19 protein-coding genes and 2 pseudogenes are annotated in these 23,957 nt (G+C 57.0%); 10 read left to right on the forward strand and 11 right to left on the reverse strand.

The annotated features are described in order from the left end of the window. The first annotated feature begins 111 nt into the window (after window positions 1-111). The 6 genes from AB3Y40_RS04845 (at window position 112) to AB3Y40_RS04870 (ending at window position 8,139) form a co-directional block, all read left to right on the forward strand. Window positions 112-1,998 (forward strand): ABC transporter substrate-binding protein, encoded by a 1,887-nt coding sequence (locus AB3Y40_RS04845; RefSeq protein ID WP_369437666.1) that lies wholly within the window; start codon window positions 112-114, stop codon window positions 1,996-1,998. An 81-nt stretch (window positions 1,999-2,079) separates the two neighbouring features. Beyond that, the gene (locus tag AB3Y40_RS04850) at window positions 2,080-3,078 is read left to right on the forward strand and encodes an ABC transporter permease (RefSeq protein ID WP_369437667.1); all 999 of its coding nucleotides are present in this window, start codon (window positions 2,080-2,082) and stop codon (window positions 3,076-3,078) included. Continuing rightward, window positions 3,078-4,253 carry an ABC transporter permease gene (locus AB3Y40_RS04855; RefSeq protein ID WP_369437668.1) on the forward strand — a complete coding sequence of 392 codons (1,176 nt, stop codon included), beginning with the start codon at window positions 3,078-3,080 and terminating at the stop codon, window positions 4,251-4,253. Before AB3Y40_RS04850 ends, AB3Y40_RS04855 begins: the two co-directional genes overlap by 1 nt. 10 nt (window positions 4,254-4,263) lie before the next feature. Beyond that, window positions 4,264-5,949 (forward strand): dipeptide ABC transporter ATP-binding protein, encoded by a 1,686-nt coding sequence (locus AB3Y40_RS04860; protein WP_369437669.1) that lies wholly within the window; start codon window positions 4,264-4,266, stop codon window positions 5,947-5,949. Continuing rightward, the gene (locus AB3Y40_RS04865; RefSeq protein ID WP_369437670.1) at window positions 5,946-7,832 is read left to right on the forward strand and encodes a DUF2264 domain-containing protein; all 1,887 of its coding nucleotides are present in this window, start codon (window positions 5,946-5,948) and stop codon (window positions 7,830-7,832) included. The genes AB3Y40_RS04860 and AB3Y40_RS04865 overlap by 4 nt, the downstream gene beginning before the upstream one ends. A 22-nt stretch (window positions 7,833-7,854) precedes the next feature. Then, window positions 7,855-8,139 carry a hypothetical protein gene (locus AB3Y40_RS04870; protein WP_369437671.1) on the forward strand — a complete coding sequence of 95 codons (285 nt, stop codon included), beginning with the start codon at window positions 7,855-7,857 and terminating at the stop codon, window positions 8,137-8,139. On the opposite strand, the gene AB3Y40_RS04875 is transcribed toward AB3Y40_RS04870, so the two are convergent. The 5 genes and pseudogenes from AB3Y40_RS04875 to AB3Y40_RS04895 all read right to left on the reverse strand — a co-directional run bounded on the left by AB3Y40_RS04875 (window position 8,109) and on the right by AB3Y40_RS04895 (window position 11,389). Beyond that, window positions 8,109-8,927, reverse strand: coding sequence for a substrate-binding domain-containing protein (locus tag AB3Y40_RS04875; RefSeq protein ID WP_369439606.1), 819 nt, complete (start codon window positions 8,925-8,927; stop codon window positions 8,109-8,111). The genes AB3Y40_RS04870 and AB3Y40_RS04875 overlap by 31 nt on opposite strands. Before the next feature lie 48 nt (window positions 8,928-8,975). Then, a pseudogene (locus tag AB3Y40_RS04880) lies at window positions 8,976-9,089 on the reverse strand (helix-turn-helix domain-containing protein); the annotation flags it as partial. 105 nt (window positions 9,090-9,194) lie between these two features. Then, complete coding sequence (locus AB3Y40_RS04885; protein WP_369437672.1) at window positions 9,195-9,428, reverse strand: IS3 family transposase; 234 nt, start codon at window positions 9,426-9,428, stop codon at window positions 9,195-9,197. 42 nt (window positions 9,429-9,470) lie between these two features. After that, a pseudogene (locus tag AB3Y40_RS04890) lies at window positions 9,471-10,220 on the reverse strand (transposase); the annotation flags it as partial. Window positions 10,221-10,474: 254 nt separating this feature from the next. After that, window positions 10,475-11,389: a LysR family transcriptional regulator gene (locus AB3Y40_RS04895; protein ID WP_369437673.1), complete on the reverse strand. Its 915-nt coding sequence runs from the start codon at window positions 11,387-11,389 to the stop codon at window positions 10,475-10,477. Between the two features lie 94 nt (window positions 11,390-11,483). Here AB3Y40_RS04895 and AB3Y40_RS04900 point away from each other — a divergent pair, with 94 nt between their 5' ends. Then, window positions 11,484-12,101 carry a glutathione S-transferase family protein gene (locus AB3Y40_RS04900; protein WP_369437674.1) on the forward strand — a complete coding sequence of 206 codons (618 nt, stop codon included), beginning with the start codon at window positions 11,484-11,486 and terminating at the stop codon, window positions 12,099-12,101. Between the two features lie 129 nt (window positions 12,102-12,230). Here AB3Y40_RS04900 and AB3Y40_RS04905 read toward each other — a convergent pair whose 3' ends face one another. Then, window positions 12,231-13,127, reverse strand: coding sequence for a LysR family transcriptional regulator (locus AB3Y40_RS04905; RefSeq protein ID WP_369437675.1), 897 nt, complete (start codon window positions 13,125-13,127; stop codon window positions 12,231-12,233). Window positions 13,128-13,260: 133 nt separating this feature from the next. Between AB3Y40_RS04905 and AB3Y40_RS04910 the strand changes: the two genes are divergently transcribed. Then, a complete protein-coding gene (locus tag AB3Y40_RS04910; RefSeq protein WP_369437676.1) occupies window positions 13,261-13,788 on the forward strand; it encodes an SRPBCC family protein in 528 nt (175 codons plus the stop codon). Between the two features lie 240 nt (window positions 13,789-14,028). Here the strand turns inward: AB3Y40_RS04910 and AB3Y40_RS04915 are convergent, their stop codons facing one another. Further along, on the reverse strand, window positions 14,029-16,317 hold the full coding sequence (locus AB3Y40_RS04915; RefSeq protein WP_369437677.1) for a TRAP transporter permease: 2,289 nt from the start codon (window positions 16,315-16,317) through the stop codon (window positions 14,029-14,031). Window positions 16,318-16,343: 26 nt separating this feature from the next. Next, complete coding sequence (locus AB3Y40_RS04920; protein ID WP_369437678.1) at window positions 16,344-17,399, reverse strand: TAXI family TRAP transporter solute-binding subunit; 1,056 nt, start codon at window positions 17,397-17,399, stop codon at window positions 16,344-16,346. Between the two features lie 135 nt (window positions 17,400-17,534). Here AB3Y40_RS04920 and AB3Y40_RS04925 point away from each other — a divergent pair, with 135 nt between their 5' ends. Further along, complete coding sequence (locus AB3Y40_RS04925) at window positions 17,535-18,044, forward strand: MarR family winged helix-turn-helix transcriptional regulator (protein WP_369437679.1); 510 nt, start codon at window positions 17,535-17,537, stop codon at window positions 18,042-18,044. Further along, window positions 18,041-19,687, forward strand: a complete 1,647-nt coding sequence (locus tag AB3Y40_RS04930; protein WP_369437680.1) for a sulfatase-like hydrolase/transferase — start codon at window positions 18,041-18,043, stop codon at window positions 19,685-19,687. Before AB3Y40_RS04925 ends, AB3Y40_RS04930 begins: the two co-directional genes overlap by 4 nt. Window positions 19,688-20,406: 719 nt before the next feature. On the opposite strand, the gene katG is transcribed toward AB3Y40_RS04930, so the two are convergent. The 3 genes from katG to AB3Y40_RS04945 are packed head-to-tail and all read right to left on the reverse strand — an operon-like array spanning window position 20,407 to window position 23,939. Beyond that, a complete protein-coding gene (katG, locus tag AB3Y40_RS04935) occupies window positions 20,407-22,578 on the reverse strand; it encodes a catalase/peroxidase HPI (protein ID WP_369437681.1) in 2,172 nt (723 codons plus the stop codon). A 39-nt stretch (window positions 22,579-22,617) separates the two neighbouring features. Next, window positions 22,618-23,244, reverse strand: coding sequence for a 3-oxoacid CoA-transferase subunit B (locus AB3Y40_RS04940; protein WP_369437682.1), 627 nt, complete (start codon window positions 23,242-23,244; stop codon window positions 22,618-22,620). After that, complete coding sequence (locus AB3Y40_RS04945; RefSeq protein ID WP_369437683.1) at window positions 23,244-23,939, reverse strand: CoA transferase subunit A; 696 nt, start codon at window positions 23,937-23,939, stop codon at window positions 23,244-23,246. Before AB3Y40_RS04945 ends, AB3Y40_RS04940 begins: the two co-directional genes overlap by 1 nt. Window positions 23,940-23,957 lie beyond the last annotated feature (18 nt).

Below are 23,957 nucleotides of genomic sequence, written 5' to 3' on the forward strand. Positions count from 1 at the left end.
GAAATGGTTCCAGGTGCATGTTCCATACTGTTCCGATTTCAAGCGGTTCAGCGACGCCTTGGGACCGGGGCCACACCCCAATGGCCACAGAATCAAACCAGGAGGAAAGAAATGAGACGTATTGGAAAAAGCGCGGTTCCGCTCTTCGCGGCGCTCGCATTCGCGGTGCCAGTGACCGCGCAAGAGTACAAGGAAGCGCCAGAATTGGCCGAGCTTGTTGCGGCGGGAACTTTGCCGCCCGTCGAAGAGCGGCTGCCTGCCAATCCGCTGGTCGTCGAACCTATCGAAATGGTGGGAACGTATGGCGGCGTCTGGCGATCCGCCCTCAAGGGGTCATTCGACACAGGTTGGATTCGTCGCACCATCGGCTATCAGCCACTGGTTGCGTTCAACTACGACTGGACCGAGGTGGTGCCCAATGTCGCGGAGCGCTTTGAAGTCAATGAAGACGCGACCGAGTTCACGTTCTACCTGCGGGAAGGGCACAAATGGTCCGATGGGGAACCCTTCACGGCAGACGACCTCGACTTCGCACTGAAGGTCATGACCAGCCCCGATTATGCGGGACGCAAGGTCAACATCCCGCTTGGCGGCGTCACGGGCGAAGTGGTGAACGAGACCACTTTCAAGATCATGCTCGAAGAACCGAACGGGCTGTTTCTGCAGCGACTGGCGACAGTTGAAGGCCCCTTCATCGTCAATGCCGCAGAGCACTATTGTGGTCCCCTGTTCCCCGAGATCAATCCTGATGCGAATGCCGTCGCGCAGGAGCGCGGTTTCGACAACTGGAGCCAGGCGATCGAACAAACCTGCTTTTTCAACTTCCAGGACGCCAACCGTCCGCTGCTGTTCGCTTGGCATCAGGTCACCAACTACGATGGTCTGACCCAGTTGGTCGAGTGGGAGCGCAATCCCTATTTCTTCAAGGTCGACACCGAGGGTCAGCAGTTGCCCTATATCGATGATGTGAAGATGGTGCAGACCGAAAGTGTCGAGGACATCGTGCTGAAGGTCGTGAATGGCGAGGTCGACTTTTCGAACCGCCACTTTGCAACTGTGGCGAACAAGCCGGTGATCTTCGACGGGCAGGAAGCCGGCGGTTACACGCTGAAATCCACCGTCGACGCCCGGATGAACAATGCCATCCTCCAGCTCAACCTCACCCATCCCGATGAAAACAAGCGCAAGCTTTTCGGTATGAAAGAGTTCCGGCAGGCCCTGTCGATGGGTATGGATCGCGAGGAAATCATCGATGTGGTCTATGCGGGGCAGGGTGAGCCGCATCAGGCGGCACCACGCCCGGGTTCGCCGTTCTACAACGAACAGCTCGCCAAACAATTTACCGAGTATGATCCCGACGCCGCCAACGCGCTGCTGGACGAGATTGGTCTGACCGAGAAGAACTCCGACGGTATCCGCCTGGGGTTTGACGGCCAACCCATCCGCATTCAGCTGTTGGCATCGTCCGATCAATCCGAGTTCGGCGACATCGCCCAGCTTGTGACCGAGCAGTGGAAAGAGATCGGCATTGATCTGGACGCCCGCAACGCCGAGCGCAGCTTGGTTTACGAGCAGATCCAGAACAACCAGCACGACATGCATGTCTGGTGGGGTGACGGCGGAATGAACGATGCGATGCTCGATCCGCGCTTCTACATGCCCTTCAATCTGGAGTCGGCCTTCGCACAGGCCTGGGCGCAGCACTTCATGGGCACTGGCAGCAACCTTGCAGAGGCACCGCCGGAAGCAATTCAGGCACAGATGGACCTGTACAATTCCATTGCGAAGACGGGTGATCCCGCCGAGCAAAAAGAGCTGTTCGATCAGGTCTTGCAGATCGCGGCTGAGCAGTTCTACGTGATGGGTACCGTCTTGCCTGCCGATGGCTACATGGTCGCGAACAAGAACCTGGGCAACGTGCCGGAAGGCCAGATCTATACCTGGCTCTACCCGCAGCCCGGTCCAATGCAGACGTCACAGTTGTTCTACAAGCAGTGATGTCACTGGGGACGCGGGACACTCCCTTCCCGCGTCCCGCCTAGTCCCCAAACACCCAACCTGATCGCGGAGGAGGCGAACATGTGGACATATATCGCGCGACGACTGATCACCATGATCCTGACGTTGCTCGCTCTGTCGGTGGTCGTCTTCATCGTGATCCAGCTGCCACCCGGAGACTTCGTGACATCGTATGTCGCCAGCCTCTCTGCGTCCGGCGAAACGGTGGATCAGGAAGCCATCGAAATCCTGCGCGAGCGCTACAAGCTCGATAGCCCGGTCCTGGTTCAGTATTTTTCGTGGCTGATGCAATTGTTGCAAGGCAATCTCGGCTACAGTTTCGAGTTGCAGAAGCCGGTGGGCGAAATCTTTGGACAACGGATCGGAATTTCCCTCGCCGTTGAATTGACTGCTGTTGTCTTCATGTGGGCCATTGCCGTTCCGATCGGGGTCTATTCGGCCGTCAATCAGTATTCGTTGGGCGATTATGCCTTCACAATCCTCGGGTTCCTGGGGCTCGCAATCCCGAATTTCCTGTTCGCGCTTGTGCTCATGTACGTTTGCTACAACTGGTTCGGCGTCACCATCACCGGCCTGTTCTCGACCGAGTACATGAATGCGCGTTGGTCTTTGGCTCGGTTTCTCGATTTCGCATCCCATGTCTGGGCACCAATTCTGGTCATCTCGACCGCGGGGGCTGCGCAACTTGTCCGCGTTCTGCGCGCCAACTTGCTTGACGAGCTGAATAAACCCTATGTGCTGACTGCACGGGCAAAGGGTTTGCCCAAGCGTCGCGTGATCTGGCGCTATCCGGTTCGGGTCGCCATGAACCCGCTGATCTCGACGGTTGGTTGGGTACTGCCGACGGTGATTTCATCCTCTTTCGTGACGGCTATCGTTCTGAACCTGCCGACACTCTCGCCGATCCTGCTGCGCTCGCTCCTGAGTCAGGACATGTACCTTGCCGGGGCGCTCATCCTTTTCATGGGGGTTCTCACGCTCGTCGGCACCCTGATTTCTGACCTGTTGCTGGCCTGGATCGATCCGCGCATCCGGCTTGGCATGGTGGGTGCGAAATGATGCAACAGAAGAAACCTACCAATCTGGACGCGGCCGCGGACAGCGACATTGATGAAATCGGTGTCGACCCCCGGATCGGACACGTGACCGGCACCGAGAACCAATGGCAGCTTATTCGCCGCAGGTTCGCCAAGCACCGCCTTGCGGTCATCAGTCTGTGGATCCTGAGCTTCTTCGTGCTTGTCGCAGTCTTCGCGGACTTCATTTCGCCAAACGATCCCAATGACGTGCAGGCGCGCTATACCTATGCGCCGCCGCAAGGCATCCACTTTATTGACCGGACAGAGGACGGCGGCTGGCGCATTAAGCCCTATGTCTATGGCTACGATGTTGAGGTCGAACCAGAAGCCCTGCGCCGTGTCTTCGTCATCGACAAGACCGACAAGATCTATCTTCAGTTCTTCAAGCGCAGCTGGGATTACAAGCTGTTCGGTATCTTCCCGACCGACATCCATTTGATCGGCACTGAAAAACCAAGGAAACCGCTTTTCATTCTTGGCGCCGACCGTCTTGGACGCGACATGTTTTCCCGCTTGGCCTATGGGACGCGCATCTCGCTTTCCGTCGGTCTGGTCGGCGTGATCATGAGCCTTGTTCTTGGTGTCATCATCGGGGGCTTCGCCGGATATTTCGGAGGCTTCTTCGATGCCGCGACACAGCGGGTGATCGAGTTTCTCCGATCACTGCCCACAATCCCGCTCTGGATGGGACTGGCGGCCGCGATGCCAAGCAGTTGGTCCCCGTTACAGGTCTATTTCGCCATCACTCTGATCCTGTCGCTGTTGGGCTGGACGGAACTTGCGCGGGTGGTCAGGGGGCGTTTTCTTGCGCTCAAGGGCGAGGATTATGTCGCTGCGGCGCGCTATGATGGCTGTTCGCATACGCGCGTCATCCTTCGCCACATGGTGCCGTCGTTCACCAGCCATATCATCACGGCCGCGTCGCTGGCAGTTCCGTCGATGATCCTGGCCGAAACAGCGCTGTCGTTTCTGGGTCTTGGACTTCAAGCGCCGGTGATTTCCTGGGGCGTGCTTTTGCAGGAAGCACAGAACATCCGCACCCTGGCAACCGCCCCATGGCTACTGGTGCCCGGCCTCGCAATCGTGATTGCCGTTCTGGCGATGAACTTCGTCGGCGACGGTTTGCGCGACGCCGCTGATCCCTATTCACACTGAGGTTGAGACAATGACCAACACGCACGACACCGTTCTCGAAGTCCGTGGCCTCAGCGTCGATTTCCCCAGCCGCCACGGCGCAACGCCTGCCATCCAGGACGTCAGTTTCGACCTGCGCCTGGGCCAGACGACCTGCTTTGTCGGGGAATCGGGGTCAGGCAAAAGCGTGACCGCCCGCGCAGTCATGAACATCGTCGAACCTGCGGTGATCCGGGCCGGCGCAGTCAACCTCGTCGATCTGGAAGCCGGACAAAAGCTGGAACTTTCCGGCCTTGATCCCGATGGGCTCGAAATTCGCGCGGTGCGCGGCGCGCGCATCGCCATGATCTTCCAAGAGCCGATGTCCTCGCTCAGCCCGGTTCACACCATTGGCGAACAGATCATCGAAGCGATCCTGTTGCATCAGGATGTGGATGCCGCTCAGGCCCGCGAGATTGCGATTGAGGCGCTGCGCGCAGTTCAGATCACCGATCCGGAACTGGCTGTCGACAAATACCCGTTCGAGTATTCGGGCGGTATGCGCCAGCGCGCGATGATCGCCATGGCGCTTGGTTGCAAGCCCGATATCCTGATCGCGGATGAGCCGACGACGGCCCTGGACGTGACGACGCAGGCCGAAATCCTCCGGCTTCTGCACAGTTTGCAAGAGAGCCGCCGCATGGCGATGATGTTCATCACCCATGACATGGGGGTGGTTGCAGAAATCGCGGATCAGGTCGTGGTGATGCTGCATGGCAGTGTCGTCGAATCCGGCGAAGTCGACGACATATTTCACGCGCCGCAGCACCCATATACGCGCAAACTACTTAACGCAGCGGTCGGGTTGAACCATTCAGCCGCGCGACCGGAACAGCAAGGCCGCACGGAGGCCCTGATCACGACGCGCGATCTTTGTCTGACGTTCGGGTATGACAAGCGCAATCCGAACGCGGGCGTCAAGGCACTTGATGAGGTCTCGATTGATCTGCATCGCGGCGAAATTCTGGGCATCGTCGGGGAATCTGGTTCCGGTAAGACGACACTGGCACGGGTCTTGATGGGCCGATATAAACCGCAGTCCGGCGAGGCTGTTTTCAAGACGCGGGGCGGGCAAGCTGTCGATTTGACCAAGGCGTCCAGTTTTCGAGATGGGCAGGTTTACCGTGAAATGCGGATGATCTTTCAAGATCCCTACGGCTCTCTCAATCCACGTATGACAATCGAACAGATCATCGGTGAGCCCCTGCTGGTCAATGGCATTGCCAAGGGTGAGGCGCTGCGTAATCGCGTGGGTGAACTGCTGGAAAAAGTGGGGCTGCCCGCAAGTATCATGGAACGGTATCCGCACGCGTTTTCCGGCGGGCAGCGTCAGCGCATTGGGATAGCGCGGGCCATTGCACTGAATCCACAGATCATCATCGCGGATGAGGCGACGTCTGCGCTTGATGGCTCGATCCGCGCGCAGATCCTCGACCTGCTTCTCAATCTCAGAGACGAATTCAACCTGGCGATCCTGTTCATCGCGCATGATATTGGGGTCGTGCGGTATTTCTGCGACCGCGTCGCAGTGATGCACAAGGGCCGTGTCGTGGAAACAGGTACTGCGCTACAGATTTGTGATGCGCCGCAGGAACCTTATACGCAACGGTTGATTTCTGCCGTCCCCGTCCCCGATCCGCGCCAGCGCCGGCTGATCAGGGCAACCCAGACCGCATGACATTCGCGCCCCTTTCCAACCCGCTTGGCGGCAACCCGTTCCGCACGCGGCAGGATGCGCAACAGGCGGTTGTCGATCTGACAACGCCCCTGATGTCCGCCTTTTCGCCCGGCAAGGCGCGGGTGCATCTGGGCAGTGCCGAGGCGTTTTTCGACACCTCCGCTGCACATCTCGAAGGGCTGGCCCGACCGCTTTGGGGTCTTGCGCCGCTTCTGGCCGGGGGCGGGCACTTCGAAGGCATTTCCGATTTCGTCGAAGGGATCGCCAATGGTGCCGACCCCGAGCACCCGGAATACTGGGGGCCAGTACGGGATCGTGACCAACGCATGGTGGAAAGCGCGGCAATTGGGTATGCGCTTGCGCTTGCCCCTGAAACCTTCTGGGACGGAATGACGGAAAAGGGGCGTTACAACCTCGCGAACTGGCTCGTGGCCTCCCTCGCATGCGCGCCGCCAGACAACAACTGGCACTTTTTCCACGTTATGGTTTCGCTTGGGCTGACACGGGTCGGCATTCCGCATGAGGCGTCGATCATCGCGACCGATCTGGATGAGCTTGAAAATTACGCGATGGACAATGGGTGGTATCGCGATGGCATGGATCGGCGTGCCGACCACTACATTCCATTCGCCATGCATTTCTACGGCATGATTTACGCAAAGCTTGGCCCGGACACAGATCAGGCCCGCCGCGACCGGTTTATCGCCCGTGCCCGCGAAAGCATGCCGCAGATCGCCCATTGGTTTGCAGCTGACGGTGCCGGATTGCCCTATGGCCGCTCTTTGACCTACCGCTTTGCGCATGCGGGGATTTGGGGGGCGCTGGCTTTTGCGGATGTCGACGCTTTGCCGTGGGGGGACATCAGGGGCTATTGGGCCCGCAATCTGCGGTATTGGTCAGAACAGGATATTGCTGATCGCAGCGGCGTGCTGTCCATCGGATATGGCTACACCCAACCTGCGATGGCCGAGCGGTACAACTCTCCTGCATCGCCCTATTGGGCCATGAAGGCCTTTGCGCCGCTGGCCTTGCCCGAAAACCACCCGTTTTGGACAACCGAAGAAAGCCCGTTTGAAGATCGCGATGAAATCGTGTCGATGCCGCAGCCGGGCATGATCAAATGGGAAGACGCGGGCGATGTGACCGTTCTGGCCGGCGGGCAACAACCGATGAACTTCGGGCGCGCTGCGGAAAAATATAACAAGTTCGCCTATTCAACCCGATATGCCTTTAGCGTCGAAGCAGAGGCCAGAGGTTTTGCATCCGGTCCGCATGACAACATGCTGGCGTTTTCCGAGGACGGAGAGGTCGCGCATTTCCGAAGCCACGAAACCGCGTCGCGGATTGGACCGGACTGGATGTATTCGTCTTGGTCACCCATGCCAGAGGTTGATGTCGAAACCTGGCTTTTGGCGCATCCGCCATGGCATCTGCGCATCCACCGTGTCCGTACCAAACGTCTTGTTCAAACCATCGAGGGCGGGTTTTCAATTCCGCGTCGGGACACAGATCCGGCCATTTCTGCGCTTGCCCCCGCCGTTGCAGGCGTCAAAGCCACAGACACGGCTAGCTTCACAACCGCGATGGACACGACGATCCTGAAAGACGCGCCAGCGCCAATCGCCACGACAATCAAGCGCAATGCCCGCGTGATCGCCGCGACGCCCAACACAAATATTCTGTTCCCGCGGAGTTGGGTCCCGCAACTGACAGTGTCCCTTGAACCCGGCGATTGGGGGTTTGCCTGCTGGGTTCTGGCCCGCCCAAACGCGGCAGGCGACGTCCCGAGTGGTGTCCCAGACGCGATGCCGACAGCTGTGATGCTGGATGAGATGCGCAGGGGCGGTCAAATCGTATCTGTCTGGGATTTGCCGGAACATTGATGGCCAGCGCTCGCGGTTTCGCGTGGCCGACCGGGAAGCATCCGCGCACGCATCCTTGCGTGTCGCGCTTTGGAACCTCGCGCCAGTCATCGATTGCAAAATAAAAGCCGAACTCGTCGCCGATCAGCGCCAATTACGAGCGGCCAAGCCGGCAAACGCTGTTGAGGTCGACTTCGGCGCGCGCAGCGAGAACCAGAATATGCATCCGATAGGCAAGATGCCCGGCGCCAATGATCGCAGCACTCAAAAGAGGCCGGGTTGCTTCAGACAACCCTATCATGTGCTTTCCCTGATTTTCAGACTGTAGCCGATGTCATCGGTTACGATGTTGGTCTGGCTGTCTTGAAGGCGTCGAAAGACAATCTCGGCTGCACGCTCACCAATTGCCCGCCCCCTGATCTGCACTGTTGTCATTGGAACTGGCAGGAGCGCCGAGTGACTAAGATCGCCGAAACCGGCGATCGCCACATCCTCGGGCACCTTGACACCATTCGACAGACACCAAAGCATTGCGCCTTGTGCAGGCAACTCGGCGAGAAAGAAAACTGCATCGGGCGGGTTTTCTCTTTCCAGCAACTGACGGATGAGCACGCCCCCACTCTCGATGGTCGCGGGGTGTTCGAATCCAACGACCGTGTCAGGTGGCAGGGCCCGCCCCGACGCCCGGATCGTGTCGACAAAGCCGCGTGTTCGATCGGCAGCCTGGTCGTTGTTCGCGGAAGAGCCACCCGCGACCACGATATTTTCGTACCCCTTTTCAATCAGAAATCGGGTCATAGCCGCTGCAGCCGCGTAGTTGTCAAACCCAACCGCGCTATCAATCACACTGTCCGAGATGTTCCAGGATTCCACGACCGGCCCGCGAAACCTTTCCAACAATTTTCGGGTCGCATCCGTGTGGGAAAACCCAGTCAATATGATCGCGTCAGCCTGACGCGCAATGAATGTTTTGACCGCGGCTTCTTCGGCGTCCTGCGACCAGTTGCTGACAGAGAGCAATACGCGAATTCCATGACTGTCGAGCGTCTCTGTTACGCCCTGAACGAAATCGGAAAACAGCGAACTGGCCAGAATTGGCACAACCACGCCGATCATGTCTGACCTTTTTGACGTCAATGACCGTGCTGCGAGATTGGGAACGTATCCAAGCTCAGCGATCGTTTCTTGAATGCGTTTTCGGGTTTCGGCATGGACAGTTTCTGGCTGCCGCAGCGACCGCGAAACGGTAATCAGCGACAGGCCAGCAGCCTTGGACACATCTTTTAGCGTGACGGGTTTTTTCGAATCGACATCCAAGCAGATAGCCTTTCCCTCTGAAGTGATCTGGACCTGTCCCGTTTTAGTGTCGACCCATGCTCTCGTTTAGGCAACTTTTCTCTCGAAAGCGACAGGGCTTTTCCAACCCAATGCTGAGTGCCGCCGTCGCGGATTGCAAAAGCCGTTGATGTACTGGAGGATGGCCAACTCCGCTTCTCTTCGCGTCTGCCACGGGACTGTTGCGTCCATTGCAGATTTTGGTGAGGTTTCGGTTTTTGGGGTCGAGCATACGATAATACTCCCATTAGGTAACTCATTGTTTTCGAATAGGAGTCGCACTTCAGGGTAGTGCGCGCCCTTGGCCCCGTTTGGGCCGCGTCATCGCAACCTGGTCAGATTGAGGAGGCGCTTTTGATGTGCAAAGAGCATCTCGACCTTCTTGCGTTTGTCGCGGCTAACTTTGCACGCTTTCGTCTTCCGACAGGATCGCGCAAAGTCTCGTGCGTCCTCATGCTCTTCCCGGCTGATTGATCGGCAGATCGCGTTGGGGCAGCACTTTTCTTTGGAGGGAAACCCTTGGCAGTCGGACTTTAGGGCTCGATACTTTCGTGTGCCAAGGATGTTCTTGCCGCGATTGGGATCGGAGTAGTTTCGTCGGAACTGCTTGAGCGCGAAGCCTTCTGGACAAATGTATTGATCGTTGTCTTCATCCTATTCAAACTCAAACCGCGTCCATGCCCCGTCTTTGCTGATCGCGTGCCCAATTACCGGAATGAATGGGATGATCCCGCGCTTCTTGACCGACCATCCTCAGTTATCGCTGGAGCCATATGCTGTGTCTGCGGCCAGCCAATCCGGCCTTGTACCGAAGCGGCTTTCTGTGCGATCCAGCATTGTTTGCGAAGCACCTACTTCGGCCTGACGGATCGCCCGCGTTGCTTCAACATCCATGATGACTGAGCTCTTGGTGTCGATCAGATAGTTGGTGGCGTAGGCGAAGTATGGTCTGCTCACCTCGGCGCGCGTCCATTGGGCGGCTGGATCACACTTGGGGACAAACTTGGGCTGGTCAGGAGAGGCAGCGCCGAAGGCCGCATCATCCAGCGTTTCGAGATATTCCCTAGCCGCGCGGTTTTCTGCTGCCCGAGCTCGTCTTCATTCCAGTCCTTTGCCGCACTGCAACACAGAGTTCTTCAACAGCGTCGGGCCGACCTCAACTGCGCAGGCCAGCGAAAAGGCCCGCATGCTGCATTGGCTCCGACGGCCGTCAGGAGCCCATACTGCCGGATGCTGCACCACGCACGAATGTCGACTTGTATAAAGATGCCGTGTTTGCGTAAGTTGGCTTACAAAGGCTACACATCACCGCCCAAAGCGCCGTTCATTTAACAATTGATCCGGCTAAGAGTGCCCTTCTCGCTACTACGGACCTGAACCGCCTGCTCTTCAATTGCTTTCATGGCAGCGCTGACACGTCTGGGTAAGAATTTACGGTCTGGAAATAGGAGATAGATATGCTGTTCGGATGCCCAGTATTCCTCTAAGACGGGGACAACCTCTCCGCCTTCGATGCTATCCCCGAAACCAGAAACCGTCATTTGGGCAAGACCGAGGCCAGCTTTGCATGCTTCAAGGATTGCGGGGCCGTAATTCGTGGCGATTGGACCTTTGGCAAAAACATCTGTTTCAGCGCCATTCACAGTGAATTTCCAAGAAGCCCCTGCTGCAAGTAAACAGTCGTGATTAACAAGATCATCTGGCGATTTTGGGGCGCCTCGTTGCCCGAGGTAGGCAGGACTAGCCGCGACAATCCGCGTCCGCTTTGCCAGGGTGCGACGCACCAAGCTACTGTCACGGCTCTCGCCTGCTCGAACTGCGAAGTCAAAATTCTCGTCTAGCAAGTTGCTGCTGCGAGGGCTGAAATCAATCTCAAGATCAACATCAGGGTGATCTTTTGAGAACTGAACCATCGCCGGGATCACAACCTGATCGGCATAGCTGCCCGAAAGTGATGCAATACGCACCGATCCCCGCAAAGCCTGATCCTTGGCCAGCACAGTCTCGTGCGCATGTTCGACGGCGTCATTGATCCTGCGGCAACTTATTAAGAATTCTTCGCCGATAGGCGTCAAATGAACCGAACGCGTACTGCGATGGAACAGGCGCACGGATAGTCGGTCTTCGAGCTGTGCGATCCTTCGGCTGACATGTGCGCCAGATACGCCCAGATTTTTTGCCGTTTTTGTAAACGACAACGTGCGCGACAAATCCAAAAACTCGGCAAGACCATCTGTGTTCATTGATACACCCAAGAAATAATATCTACCAAGATGATATCTAATAAAACCCCGGGGGATCAATAGATGTCCATCACCATTAAGAAAGGATGTCAATATGATCGACTTTTACCACTTACCCTCAAGCTGTTCGACTGCAGTCAAAGCCGCCCTTGCGTTAACAGGAGAACCACATTCGATTGTGCCTGTAGATCTTTCCAACAAGACAGATGCATTTGTCGCCGCAAACCCCCTGGGCAAGGTGCCCGCGCTTGTCTTTGAAAATACGCCATTGTCTGAAGGCGGAGCAATTAATCTTTGGCTGTCAGCGCGCAATCCGGATGCGGGCCTGATGCCTGCGCTTGACACGATAGAGGGCGCGAACGCCTTGAAGTGGTTGTTTTTCGTCTATGCATCAATCCATCCCGTTTGGGTCCGCTTGTTCATGCCGGAACGGTTTGCCGATGAGAGCGCCAAACCACAAGTCATCTCAAAGGCGATGGACGAAGCAATGAAGCTTTACAGTTTAGTAGACGCACAGCTTGCCAAACACGACTTCGTTGCTGGTGATCAGCTTACTTTGGCCGACCTCTATTTGGCGGCTACTACCCATTGGGATGACGCAATTGAAAACGCAATAACTAAGACCTTTCCATCTCTCGCCGTTCATCGTGACCGCGTTGTTGCGTTGTCGAGAGTGCGACCGGTGTTTTCGGGCGAGTTTGGATATGATTGACGGATAGTGCGTTGACAACGCCGATCCCAGCCAGACAAATCTGTCTGGGATCGGCAACATCCGCTGCACTGCAGCGCTTGACTGGTCAGCGAAGGTCCGGGATGGGCCGTGATCGTCTGAACCTGTTTGCTAGGTCGCGCCTGCCTGCATGTCCGATTTGAGCGCGAGCAAACCCTCGGACAGATGATCAACAAAACGTCGCACTCGCACCGTTCGGCGTAGGTCCGTATGGAGAAGTACCCAAAGTGATGGGCCAAGCTTAGTCTTGGTTCCCGGGACTTGAACCAGATCGGGATGGATTTTCCCAAAGATCACAGGGAGGTCAGACATCCCGCAGTGCTGACGCAGCATCGCGATACGCATGGGGCCGTCACCAATTGAATGGCGGATGCGCGCATGCGGAAACTGTGTTTTGGCGAGCCAGGCGGCCGGGTCGACGGCGCCCGGAAAGCCGATCCAGTCCAACCCGTCACCGAGTGGACCGGCCTGCGGGACGACGTTCGCGACATAGCGTTTGCTGGCAAAAACACCGTTAGCCATCGCATAAAGTTTGCGGGCCACAACGTCATCTGTGACTTCCATCGCGGCACGAAGAGAAATGTCAGTCTCAGCGCGATTGATCGATTCAATCTCGGACGTAATGCGCATTTCAACTTGGATATCTGGGTATTTTGCGTGAAACGTCCCGATGATCGGCGCGACGATATCATAGGCGAGAGTGGGCGTTACAGAAAACCGGATTGTTCCAGTCTCAGTTTTGTCGTGCCCTTCAATTTGGCGGCGTGCAGAGATAACGGTGCGTTCCGTCTCTTCCGCGATCGGGACAAGGCTTTCGCCGGCATCGGTGAGCGCAAACCCTTTGCGCGAGCGATTGAACAGGCGCACGCCGTAGCTTGCCTCAAGCGCTTGGATGTTGCGGTTCACGGTGCCGTAATTCGCATTTAGCAAAGCCGCTCCCGCACGTAGATTGCCCGCGCGGGCGACGGCCAAGAAGAATGGCAAGTATTCCCAGTCAGACGGTTTCATACTCCTATTGTTACTTCAGCGTAACGCAATGATCAACTTTGGCGCATTTAGGTTTCCCCACAAGAGCGTACTTCTAACTCATCAAATGACTGAATGGGCTCTTCAACGGGCCGACCGAAACTGGAGACTGAAAATGACAAAGACCATTTTGGAAATTGACGCATCTGCCGAGGATACATGGGAAATTTTTGGCCGTGATTTTGTGAATGTACAAAATTGGATGGCAGCGATTGTGCGTGCTGAACCGATCAGCAAGGGAACACTAGTGAGCGGAGCACCGGCAATTGGTCGCAACTCCTACCTGTTGTCAAAGCAAAATGGGATCTATCAGCATGAAGTGCTTGTGGATTACGACGATGCCAAGAAGTATTTGGCCGTCGAAGTCACACTGATGAACACACCGTTTGTGAACCCGTTGATTGGATACAGCGTGAAAGCGTGGATTGAGCCAATCACAACAACGACCTGCCGGATTGTCTGGGATGGTGAACCGCGCCTGAAGCTGCTTGCAAAGCTTATCCCCGGTACAAAGGGAATGCTGAACCCCGGCTTTCTACGCGGTGTTGAAGAATTGAAGCACTATGTAGAAACAGGCGAATGGCATCCACGCAAGGTCAAGAACATGGAGGAAGAGCAAGCGTATTTGGCGAGGGCCACTTAGGTTCAAAGCGAGGCAAATAAGAAAAGAGGCATCACAGGGTGCCTCTTAGATTGCAGAGGATGGCTGGCGCTGTTTGCTCAAGCGACCTTTGAGTCGGGAGTATTGTCTGATCGCTTTGCTCTGGGGCGTAGAAATTGGACTAGTTTCAAGTCGTGCAATGGCAGCTAAGGGCCGTTCAAAACCCTTTTTGTCAGCAAACCCTAAATGGTTTAATCCAAATTTGCCGATCGGCCACCATTCCTAGTGCAGCGTTCTTCTTCGAAAATAGTGAACCGCCAACAAGACGCTGGCCAACACACCCCCGACGAACATCACTAATGGTGCCTTCCAGAGAATGAGTACCGCCGCGAGAATCCGCAGTGACATTTCCCACCCGGAAAGTGCCGTATGATCGTAACGGGCCAGAGCGGAGGCCAGCAAGTACAGCGCAACAGAAAGCCGGAACAGGAGCAGCGCGAGTGCCCCGAATTCAGTTTCGCCTGAATATCCTTCCATGAACACGCGCCGTCCGGTTTCATCGGTTATCGTGACGGCCTCGGGGATCAGCAGCAATTCGGGGTACCAGGCAAAGACAAAGGGGATCGTAAACATGACGATGCCCACCCGCACCGCCGAAAAAGCCGTGCGCATGGGCTCTGACCCTGTGATCGACGACGCGGCAAAGGCGGCGACCGCAACTGGCGGCGTAATGGCCGAGGCCACGGCGAAGTAGAAGACGAACATGTTGGCGGTGAAGAAGCTGACACCAAGCTCCGCCAGAAGCGGGCCAAGCAGAAGGGCGACGTTCACATAAGCCGGAACGGTTGGCATCCCCATGCCCAGAAGGATTGCGCAGAACATGGCGCACACCAGGGCAAGCATCAGGTAAACGCCACCGGCTATCTGGATCTCATACCCCAGAACGCGGATTGACGTGACCTGCTCCAGCCAAGTCGTAACAGCACGGGTCAGTTCACCCGTCAGGCCACTTTCGTTCAGGAAAGCCGCGATAATCGAAACCGCGAAAAGCAGCAGAAACAAGCGCGAAATGAGGATGCCACCCTCGCCAAGCGCCATTGCGATCTTGCGAGGGTGCGCGCGAGTTCCTGGGTCCAGAAGCAACAGGGGCAGCAGGATCGCCACGGCCCACCAACCGGCCGACACGGCGTCACCGGTGGCGTTGACGATTGTTTGGATGACAACCTCCGGAAGCACAAAGGCGATCCAGCTTTCGCCAATGGCATCCTTGTTTCCCAGAAGCAAAAACAGGATCACAAGAATGGGTAGAAAGATGATCCATAGGTTCCGCCAATCCTGCCGCTCCATGATCAAATCTTCAGGGATAGTGCGCATCGGCTCGACCTTTTCGCGTCTTGCCTGGAACATGACCGCCAGGAAGATCGAGAAGAAGAACGCAATGGCCGGGATGAAAGCCGCCGTGATGACCTTGGTGTAGGGCACCGAGGTCAGTGCGACCAGAACGAAGGCTGCAATGCCCATGACCGGTGGCATGATCTGCCCACCTGACGACGCGGCCGCCTCGACCCCGCCTGCGAACTGTGGCGAAAAGCCATTGCGACGCATCATCGGGATGGTGAGCCGACCGGTCGAGAGCACATTGGTGACCGGGCCACCGGTGATCGTGCCGAACATGGCCGATGAGACAATCGCGGCGTGTGCGGGGCCGCCGCGCAGGTTCCGCGTCAGGCGCACGGCGAGTTTGATCAGCGACGTGCCACCTGCCGACGACCCGAAAAGCGCCCCCAACACGACGTATGGGAACACCTGGTTTATGATGATGTCCATGAAACGGCCCATGAATCCATCGGGCGTGATGAAGACATTTGTGGCCTTCTGGATCGCCGCAGCCAGCGCATCGCCTCCATCCGCCCCCAGTTTGGTCAGAAAGAAGTTATGCTCGCTCAGGCCAAAGACCCAGATCAGGGCTGTCGCGATCGTGTAGAGCACGACGATGCTGGCGACGACAACCAGCGGCAGCCCCCAGACTCGCAGGTTGTAGAGAAAGAACAGAAGGATGATGGTGAACAGCAGCGGCAGAGCCCAGATGCCCAGGCGGGCCTGACAGGCCGGCACCTCGGCTTCGAGGGTCATGCCGGGGATCAGATTGGCGGATCGCCCCATCGCTTCTTCGATCAAGCGCGCTCGTTCGCCGGTGATCTGGTCTATCAGGCAGACCGAGTCGATCTCGATCCAGAAACCCACCGCGCCAGCCAATGCTGCCAAAATCAGTCCCACATCCAGGGCAAGACCCAGCCAGGCGCGCGCGGGACGTGTCGTGCGCCATTTGCGGTAAAGGCTCGCGTCGAGTGCGACGATCACCATCATCAGGACAAAGATCGGCGGAAAGAAGAATTCAGTGGGAAAGCCGGAAATGCGAAAGAACCGGATGCCTGTGATCTCGCGCGCCCAATCCTGAAGTCCCGGGATTTCGGGCAAGGTGTTGAGCATACCGACACACACGAGAACAAACGCAAGGAACAGCGCAATGCGCTGCCCCTTTGGCTTCATGGTCTGTGGTGCGTCGGTCATTTTCCCACCGGCTGCGCTGCTGCCCCCTAAGGCCGGGCGCAATCGGCTACCGTATGTCCAGCCTCCTCATACGCGCGGATCGCGCCAGGATGCATGGTCAGCTTGACGGCACCGCAAATACCCTGGGGCGCCCCATCAATGTCGCCGAAACTCAGGAACAGGTAGGGACCGCGCGGCGACCCGGTCAAGAACCGTTCCTGCTCTGCCAGATAAGCGCTGGTGATTTTGTAGGCCAGTTCCTCGTCCATGGAGGCCGGAACGATCTGCGCAAAAGCCAGCGCAAAGGTATCAAACGTATCATCATCGGTGACGATCGTGATGTCATTGCCTTCATAGGCCGCGCGATATTCCTCGACCGGGATGGAATATGCGACGTTTCCGGGCGCGTTCACGATCTGCTGCCCAAGCTCGCTGTTCAGAACATCCGCAGGAATATCGTAGAGCGTCGTGCCACCTGCTGCGGCGATGGCGATCTGCCGACCAGAGGGCAAGCCTTCGGGAAGGGTCCAGCCGTCAACCGCACCGCCCGTGATTGTTGAAACCGTATCTGGCCAAGGTGTTTGGACGCCTTCATAGCCTTCGCCATCCTTTAAGCCGCTGAGCAACTGGATCGCTGCGCGACCCGTCGTCAACGCCGCGCCACGCGGCGGACCGTTGTAGATGCGCTTGCCTTCGATATCGGCAGGGCTTTGAATTGCGCCGCTGTTGTAGTGACCAAAGAGTTGAGCCGAAGGTGCGGAAAAGAACAGCGCCCGCAAATTCCCGGCCAGCTCGGCGCCGCGCTCTTCCCCCAGGCCGGAATAGGGGCCTACACCACGGGACAGCAGAAATGGTAGGATCAAGGGTGCCGGCGCCATATCCAGTTGGCCTTCGGCCACGGCCTGCACCGAATTGGTGAGCGTGGCACCTTCGGTGATCTGCATCGTGGCGACGCCCGCTGCATCCAGAACAGCCGCCAAGGTCGTATCAATGTAGTGTGGGGTTGACCCGGGCGAAGTGGTCTCTGCCGTAAGTGTCACTTGTGCAAAACCTGCGGCTGGCAACGAGGCAAAAATCGCCCCGGCGATGGTATTTCTGATCATGGCTTCCTCCCAATGCAGCGCCGTGGCGCAGGCAAATGACCCGCCTTTTGCGGGTTTCCTGATTCACCGTTACAAAAATTATGTGACTTGTCACGTAAAAGTTTTGCTGGTCTTATCGCTGGTGAGGGAGATCACATGACAAACCGGATCAAAACCAGGCCAGACAAGGTCAAAGACCGCCAGCTTGAACAGAACCGCAATCTGTTCGGTCGCTTGGCAGCGGCGTCGCAGGCCTCCCGCGTTCAGGCGCAACGCATGCTGAAATCTGCCGGAGAGCTGTCCATCACCGAATGGCGGGTCCTGTGGGATCTGGCAGAGGCCGGTCCGCTCACCGTGACCGAAATGGCCGCAATTCAGCGGACCGATCATGCCCTGATCAGCCGCGCGATCCCCGTGATGGTCAGCAAAGGATACGTGACAACCAGCATCAGTCAGACCGACCGCAGGCAGTCCCTAGTTGAGCTGACAGGCCATGGGCGCGAGGTCTTCAAGCAGACTTCGGTCGTCATGTCGGCCCGCCGCGCGGCGCTGTCCCGGACCTTTTCCGAAGAAGAGCTGGACACCTTCATCGGGCTCATCGACCGTTTCGAAGCCTGTGTGGAGGCGCCTTTGCCCGAAAGCCTTGGTGCCGAGGCTGCGCCATGACCGACCGCCCGAATGTGCTTTGGATTATGGCCGACCAACTTAGGTTCGATTACCTCAGCTGCTATGGCCACCCACACCTGCACACGCCGCATATCGATGCGCTGGCCGCGCGCGGCGTGCGTTTCGACCGTGCCTATGTACAATCGCCGGTGTGCGGCCCTTCGCGGATGTCTGCCTATACCGGGCGATATGTGCGCAGCCATGGCTCGACCTGGAATGGCATGCCGCTGCGCGTCGGTGAGCCGACCTTGGGCGATCACCTGCGCGAGGCCGGAGCGCGCGCAGTGCTGGTGGGCAAGACACATATGATCGCAGACCGCGAAGGCATGGCGTGGCTTGGCATCGATCCGAAAAGCGAGATCGGTGTGCGGCGGTCTGAATGCGGATTCGAACCGTTCGAACGTGACGATGGCCTTCACCCCGATAGCGCGCGCCAGCAATGGTCGGCCTATGATGATTACCTGGTCGCCCATGGATACGAGAGCGACAATCCCTGGGAAGACTTCGCCAATTCCGGCCTCGATGACGATGGCGAATTGCTTTCGGCCTGGCTTCTGAAGAACTCGCGCCTGCCCGCCAACGTGCCCGAAGAGCATTCCGAGACGGCCTATATGACCGACCGCGCCATGGATTTCATGCAGGAGGCCGAGGCCGATGGACGACCATGGATGTGTCACCTGAGTTTTATCAAGCCACATTGGCCGTACATCGTTCCTGCACCGTATCACGACATGTACGATGAGACGCATATCATCGATCCGGTCCGCGCGGACGCCGAACGCGAGACCCGGCACCCTTTGATGCGCGCGTATCTGGAGGCGCGTGTGTGCCGCAGCTTTTCGCGCGATCACGTGCGTGCCCATGTTGTTCCGGCCTATATGGGGCTGATCAAGCAGCTTGATGACAACCTTGGCAGGCTATTCGCCTGGATGGATGAAAAGGGGTTTGGCGAGAATACCATCATCGCCTTCACCTCGGATCACGGGGACTACATGGGCGATCACTGGATGGGCGACAAAGACTTCTATCATGAGATGGCGGTCAAGGTTCCTCTTATCATCAGCGATCCGAGATCGCAGGCGGACGCCACCCGAGGCACCGTGTCAGATGCCTTGGTCGAAATGATCGACCTTGCGCCAACCTTCATGAATGCCTTGGGCTGCGAGGCCAAGCCGCACGTCATAGAAGGCCGTGACCTGACGCCAATCCTGCACGGAGCCGATGGATTTTCACGTAAGTATGTCATCAGCGAACATGATTACCACTGGTCCGAAATGGCGCGTGCGCTGGACGTAAGCCAAGAAGATGCGCACACGACGATGATCTTCGATGGCCGCTGGAAATATATAAGATGCGAGGGGTTCGAACCGATCCTGTTCGACGTTGAGAGCGACCCGGGCGAACTCACGGACCTTGGCCAATCTGACATTCCTGAATATATCGGCATTCGAACACGGATGGAGGCCGCGCTCCTTCACTGGGCGACGCGTCACCACACACGGATCACCGCAACACCAGCCGTCCTCGCCCGCCAAAAACGAGCCGCAAAAGATGGTATCCTAATCGGATTTTGGGACGAAACAGAATATGAGGAAGCCACCGGCCTGGCGTTTGCAGAGTTGAAGCCTGTCGGAAAAACCTGATTTTACGCAGGACATTTCTTGTCTTCAGGAGACAGGTGCAGGCACGGCCGCTGTCGTCTTTCTTTCGCAAAAGCTTTTCGCATCGGAACTTCTTTGAAACGACCTTGGTCCTTGGCCAAAATTTCGAGGATCACATCCGCTCAACACGTTTGTTTCCAAACGCGCATTTACCAAGAAAGCTCAGCCCACGGCGAAATAGGTGCGTCAACAAACGGCGGCAATACGGGCTGGAAACGCAGCATTTTGAAAGGTGCTCGCAGGTCCGCAATAGGCCGAACGTATCGTTTTTGAGGTGCTAGTGTGGTGTAAGGTGTGGCAATAATTTCTTGTCTGTCAAATATACTATTTATTTCAAGTGTTTGGCGGAATAGTTCGACAGACTGATCCTCCGCCATCATGCTGTTATGGTCTGTCCGAATGTGGCGCGTTGATTACGGTCGTTTTCGATGTTGAGGAGCCTGTAAGGTGATGCATTTTTCGCCTTGAAGCTTTGTCACTTACACCTTTGTCGCAACATGGCTGGCCGGGAACGAGGTATTTGTGATGTCGCGATTTGGTTCGCTGACAAAGCAACAGGCCAGATCTTTGGCGCGCCGTTACGCCCGAATTGGGCTTAGGGCGCGCTGTCTGTATCACCATCCATCATGGCCGATAGCGCCGATATCGTTCAGATTTTTGCCAGCGTGGTCTATTCAACCACGCCAGCAATCTGGGCAATGTTAAAGATCAAAGCGGTCTGCGTTCATGACTTTCGTCCAGGCCGATACGAAATCCCGGACGAATTTTTCTGCATTCCCGTTTTGCGCATAGACTTCCGCATAGGCGCGGAGGATCGCATTCGAGCCGAAGACCAGATCAACCCGCGTTGCACGCCATTTCCGTTGACCTGACGATCGGTCCTTGATGTCGTAGTGCCCATCGTCCGCCGGGTGCCAGCTGTATTTCATGTCCGTCAAGACGTTGAAGAAATCAGGAGAGAGAACGCCCACACGATCTGTGAAGACGCCGTAATCAGTCCCACCGAAATTCGTACCCAGGACGCGCATCCCGCCGATGAGAACGGTCATTTCCACAGCTGTAAGGCCCAGCAGTTGCGCGCGGTCCAGAAGCAGTTCTTCGGTGCTTGCAACTGGTGTGTCTGGTGCGAAGTTCCGGAACCCATCCGCGAGGGGCTTGAGAACCTCGAACGCTGCAACGTCAGTCATCGCTTCTGTCGCATCGCCGCGACCTGGCGCAAAAGGGACGTCAATCTTGTGACCGGCTGCCGCGATCGCATCTTCGAGGCCGACATTCCCAGCCAAGATGATGATGTCAGCAACAGAAGCACCAACCTGTGCAGCAACGGGTTCCAATTTCGCAAGCACCCTGGCCAGCCGCTGAGGTTCGTTTCCGGCCCAGTCCTTTTGTGGGGGCAACCGCAGGCGTGCGCCATTGGCGCCGCCGCGCTTGTCAGATCCACGGTAGGTTCTGGCACTGTCCCAAGCGGTTGCGATCAGCGCGCTTCCATTCAGCCCGGTTGCCCGGATAAGGGACTTTGCGGCTGCCACGTCAAAATCGGTCGGACCTGCCGGGACGGGATCTTGCCAGATAAACGTTTCATGCGGCACGTCGGGCCCGCGGTAGCGGGTAGGTGGACCCATGTCGCGATGTGTCAATTTGAACCAAGCTTTCGCGAAGGCTTTATCAAAGGATGCGGGATCTGCACGGAATGCGTCGACAATCGCGCGATAGGCCGGGTCGACCTTGAGCGCCATATCCGCATCCGTCATCATCGGCATCCGCCGGATTGACGGGTCTTCGACATCGACCGGCATGTGGTCTTCGTTGATGGCAACAGGCTGCCATTGCTGGCCGCCTGCGGGACTTTTTGTCAATTCCCATTCATGGTTCATGAGCATGTCAAAATAGCCCATGTCCCATTTCGTCGGTTCGGTCGTCCATGCGCCTTCGAGACCGCTGACCATGGTGTCGCGGCCAATGCCACGGCCTTTGGTGTTCATCCATCCGATGCCCTGAAACTCTGGTCCGGCCTTTTCGGGATCCGGGCTGAGGTTTGCTTCGGACCCTGCGCCGTGGCATTTGCCGATGGTGTGACCGCCTGCCGTAAGAGCGACTGTTTCGGCATCATTCATGCCCATCCGAGCGAAGGTTTCGCGCATATGGGCTGCGGTGCGGAGCGGGTCGGGGACGCCGTTGACGCCTTCGGGGTTCACATAGATCAGGCCCATTTGAACCGCAGCGAGAGGTGCGTCCAGGGTTTCGGCGTGATCCACATCGTCATAGCGGTTGTCGCTTGCGGCAAGCCATTCGTTTTCGTGGCCCCAATTAATGTCGCTTTCCGGGGCCCAGATATCTTCGCGGCCAAAGGCAAATCCAATGGTCTTTAGCCCGGCGACTTCGTAAGCAACTGTTCCTGCCAAAACGATAAGGTCGGCCCAGCTGATAGCGTTGCCGTATTTCTGTTTGATCGGCCACAGCAAGCGTCGGCCTTTATCGGTATTCACGTTGTCCGGCCAGGAATTCAGCGGCGCGAAACGTTGGTTGCCGCTTCCGGCACCGCCGCGTCCGTCGAAAGTGCGGTATGACCCGGCTGCGTGCCACGCCACCCGCGCAAACATACCAACGTAGCTGCCCCAGTCAGCCGGCCACCAGTCCTGACTGTCCGTCATCAGATCGCGCAAATCTGCCTTGAGTGTGTCAACGTCCAGAGTTTTGAGAGCTTCATGATAGTCGAAATCGGGATCCATCGGATCCGTCCGCGCGCCATGCTGGTGGAGAATGCCGAGGTTCAAAGCATTCGGCCACCATCCGGTTGCGGTTTGACCTTGTGCCGTATTGCTTCCGTGCAGCACTGGGCATCCGGTCGGCTGAGCCGGGTTATTTCCATCCATGTTGGGTCTCCTTCGGTCGGCGAAATTCGGGATCTGTTCTTATGAAACGATCGTTGCTTCTGTTGCTGCGCGCAGGTCCTCTTCGGTGACGCCGTCGGCGACTTCGACGATCTGCAAACCACCTGGAACAACGTCCAGAACGCCAAGGTTCGTGACGATCCGGTCAACCACGCCTTTACCCGTCAGCGGCAAGGTGCATTCTTTCAGGATTTTTGAGGCCCCGTGTTTGTTGGTGTGATCCATCACAACCACCACGCGGCCAACGCCTGCCACCAAATCCATCGCGCCTCCCATGCCCTTGATCAGTTTTCCCGGGATCATCCAGTTCGCAATGTCACCGTTTTGCGCGACTTCCATTGCGCCGAGGATCGCCATGGCGATTTTTCCGCCCCGGATCATGCCAAAGCTTTGTGCGCTGTCGAAATACGCGGTTTGCGGGAGCTCTGTGATCGTTTGTTTGCCGGCGTTGATCAGATCCGGATCAACCATGTCGTCGGACGGGTAGGGCCCCATGCCAAGCATCCCGTTCTCTGATTGGAGAGTGACCTCAATTCCATCAGGGATGAAGTTCGAGACCCGTGTGGGGATGCCGATCCCGAGGTTTACATACCAACCATCTTGCAGTTCCTGTGCCGCTCGGGCGGCCATTTGATTGCGATCCCACATTAGGCAGCCCTCGTCGTGCGTTGTTCAATACGTTTTTCGTGTTCGCCCTGAATCAGCCGATGCACATAAATACCCGGCAGGTGAATGTGATCGGGATCGATTGATCCTGTGGGCACGATTTCCTCGACCTCGACGATGCAGATTTTGCCACACATTGCGGCAGGTGGGTTGAAGTTGCGCGCCGTTTTGCGGAACACCAAATTGCCCGTTTCGTCCGCTTTCCACGCCTTTACGATAGAAAGGTCGGCGAACAGGCCTTCTTCCATGATGTAGATTTCGCCGTTGAATTCCTTGTGTTCTTTGCCGTCTGCAATCACGGTCCCGACACCGGTTTTGGTGTAAAAGCCCGGAATGCCGCATCCGCCCGCCCGCATGCGTTCGGCAAGGGTTCCCTGAGGATTAAACTCGAGCTCTAGCTCGCCGGATAGGTACTGCCGCATGAATTCAGCGTTTTCACCAACGTAAGACGAGATCATTTTCTTGACCTGTCGGGTTTGCAAAAGCACCCCGATCCCAAAGTCGTCAACGCCAGCATTGTTGGAGGCGAAGGTCAGGTTTTTGGTCCCAGCCTCTTTGATCGCGTTGATCAAAAGCTCTGGAATGCCGCATAGGCCAAAGCCACCGGCGGCGATCAGCATGCCATCTTGTAAGATGCCGTCCAGCGCACTGGTGGCGTTTGGATAGACTTTTTTCATCATCAATCTCTTTGTTTG

The organism is Yoonia sp. R2331 (genome assembly GCF_041103235.1).
In the GTDB taxonomy this organism is placed as follows: domain Bacteria; phylum Pseudomonadota; class Alphaproteobacteria; order Rhodobacterales; family Rhodobacteraceae; genus CANMYO01.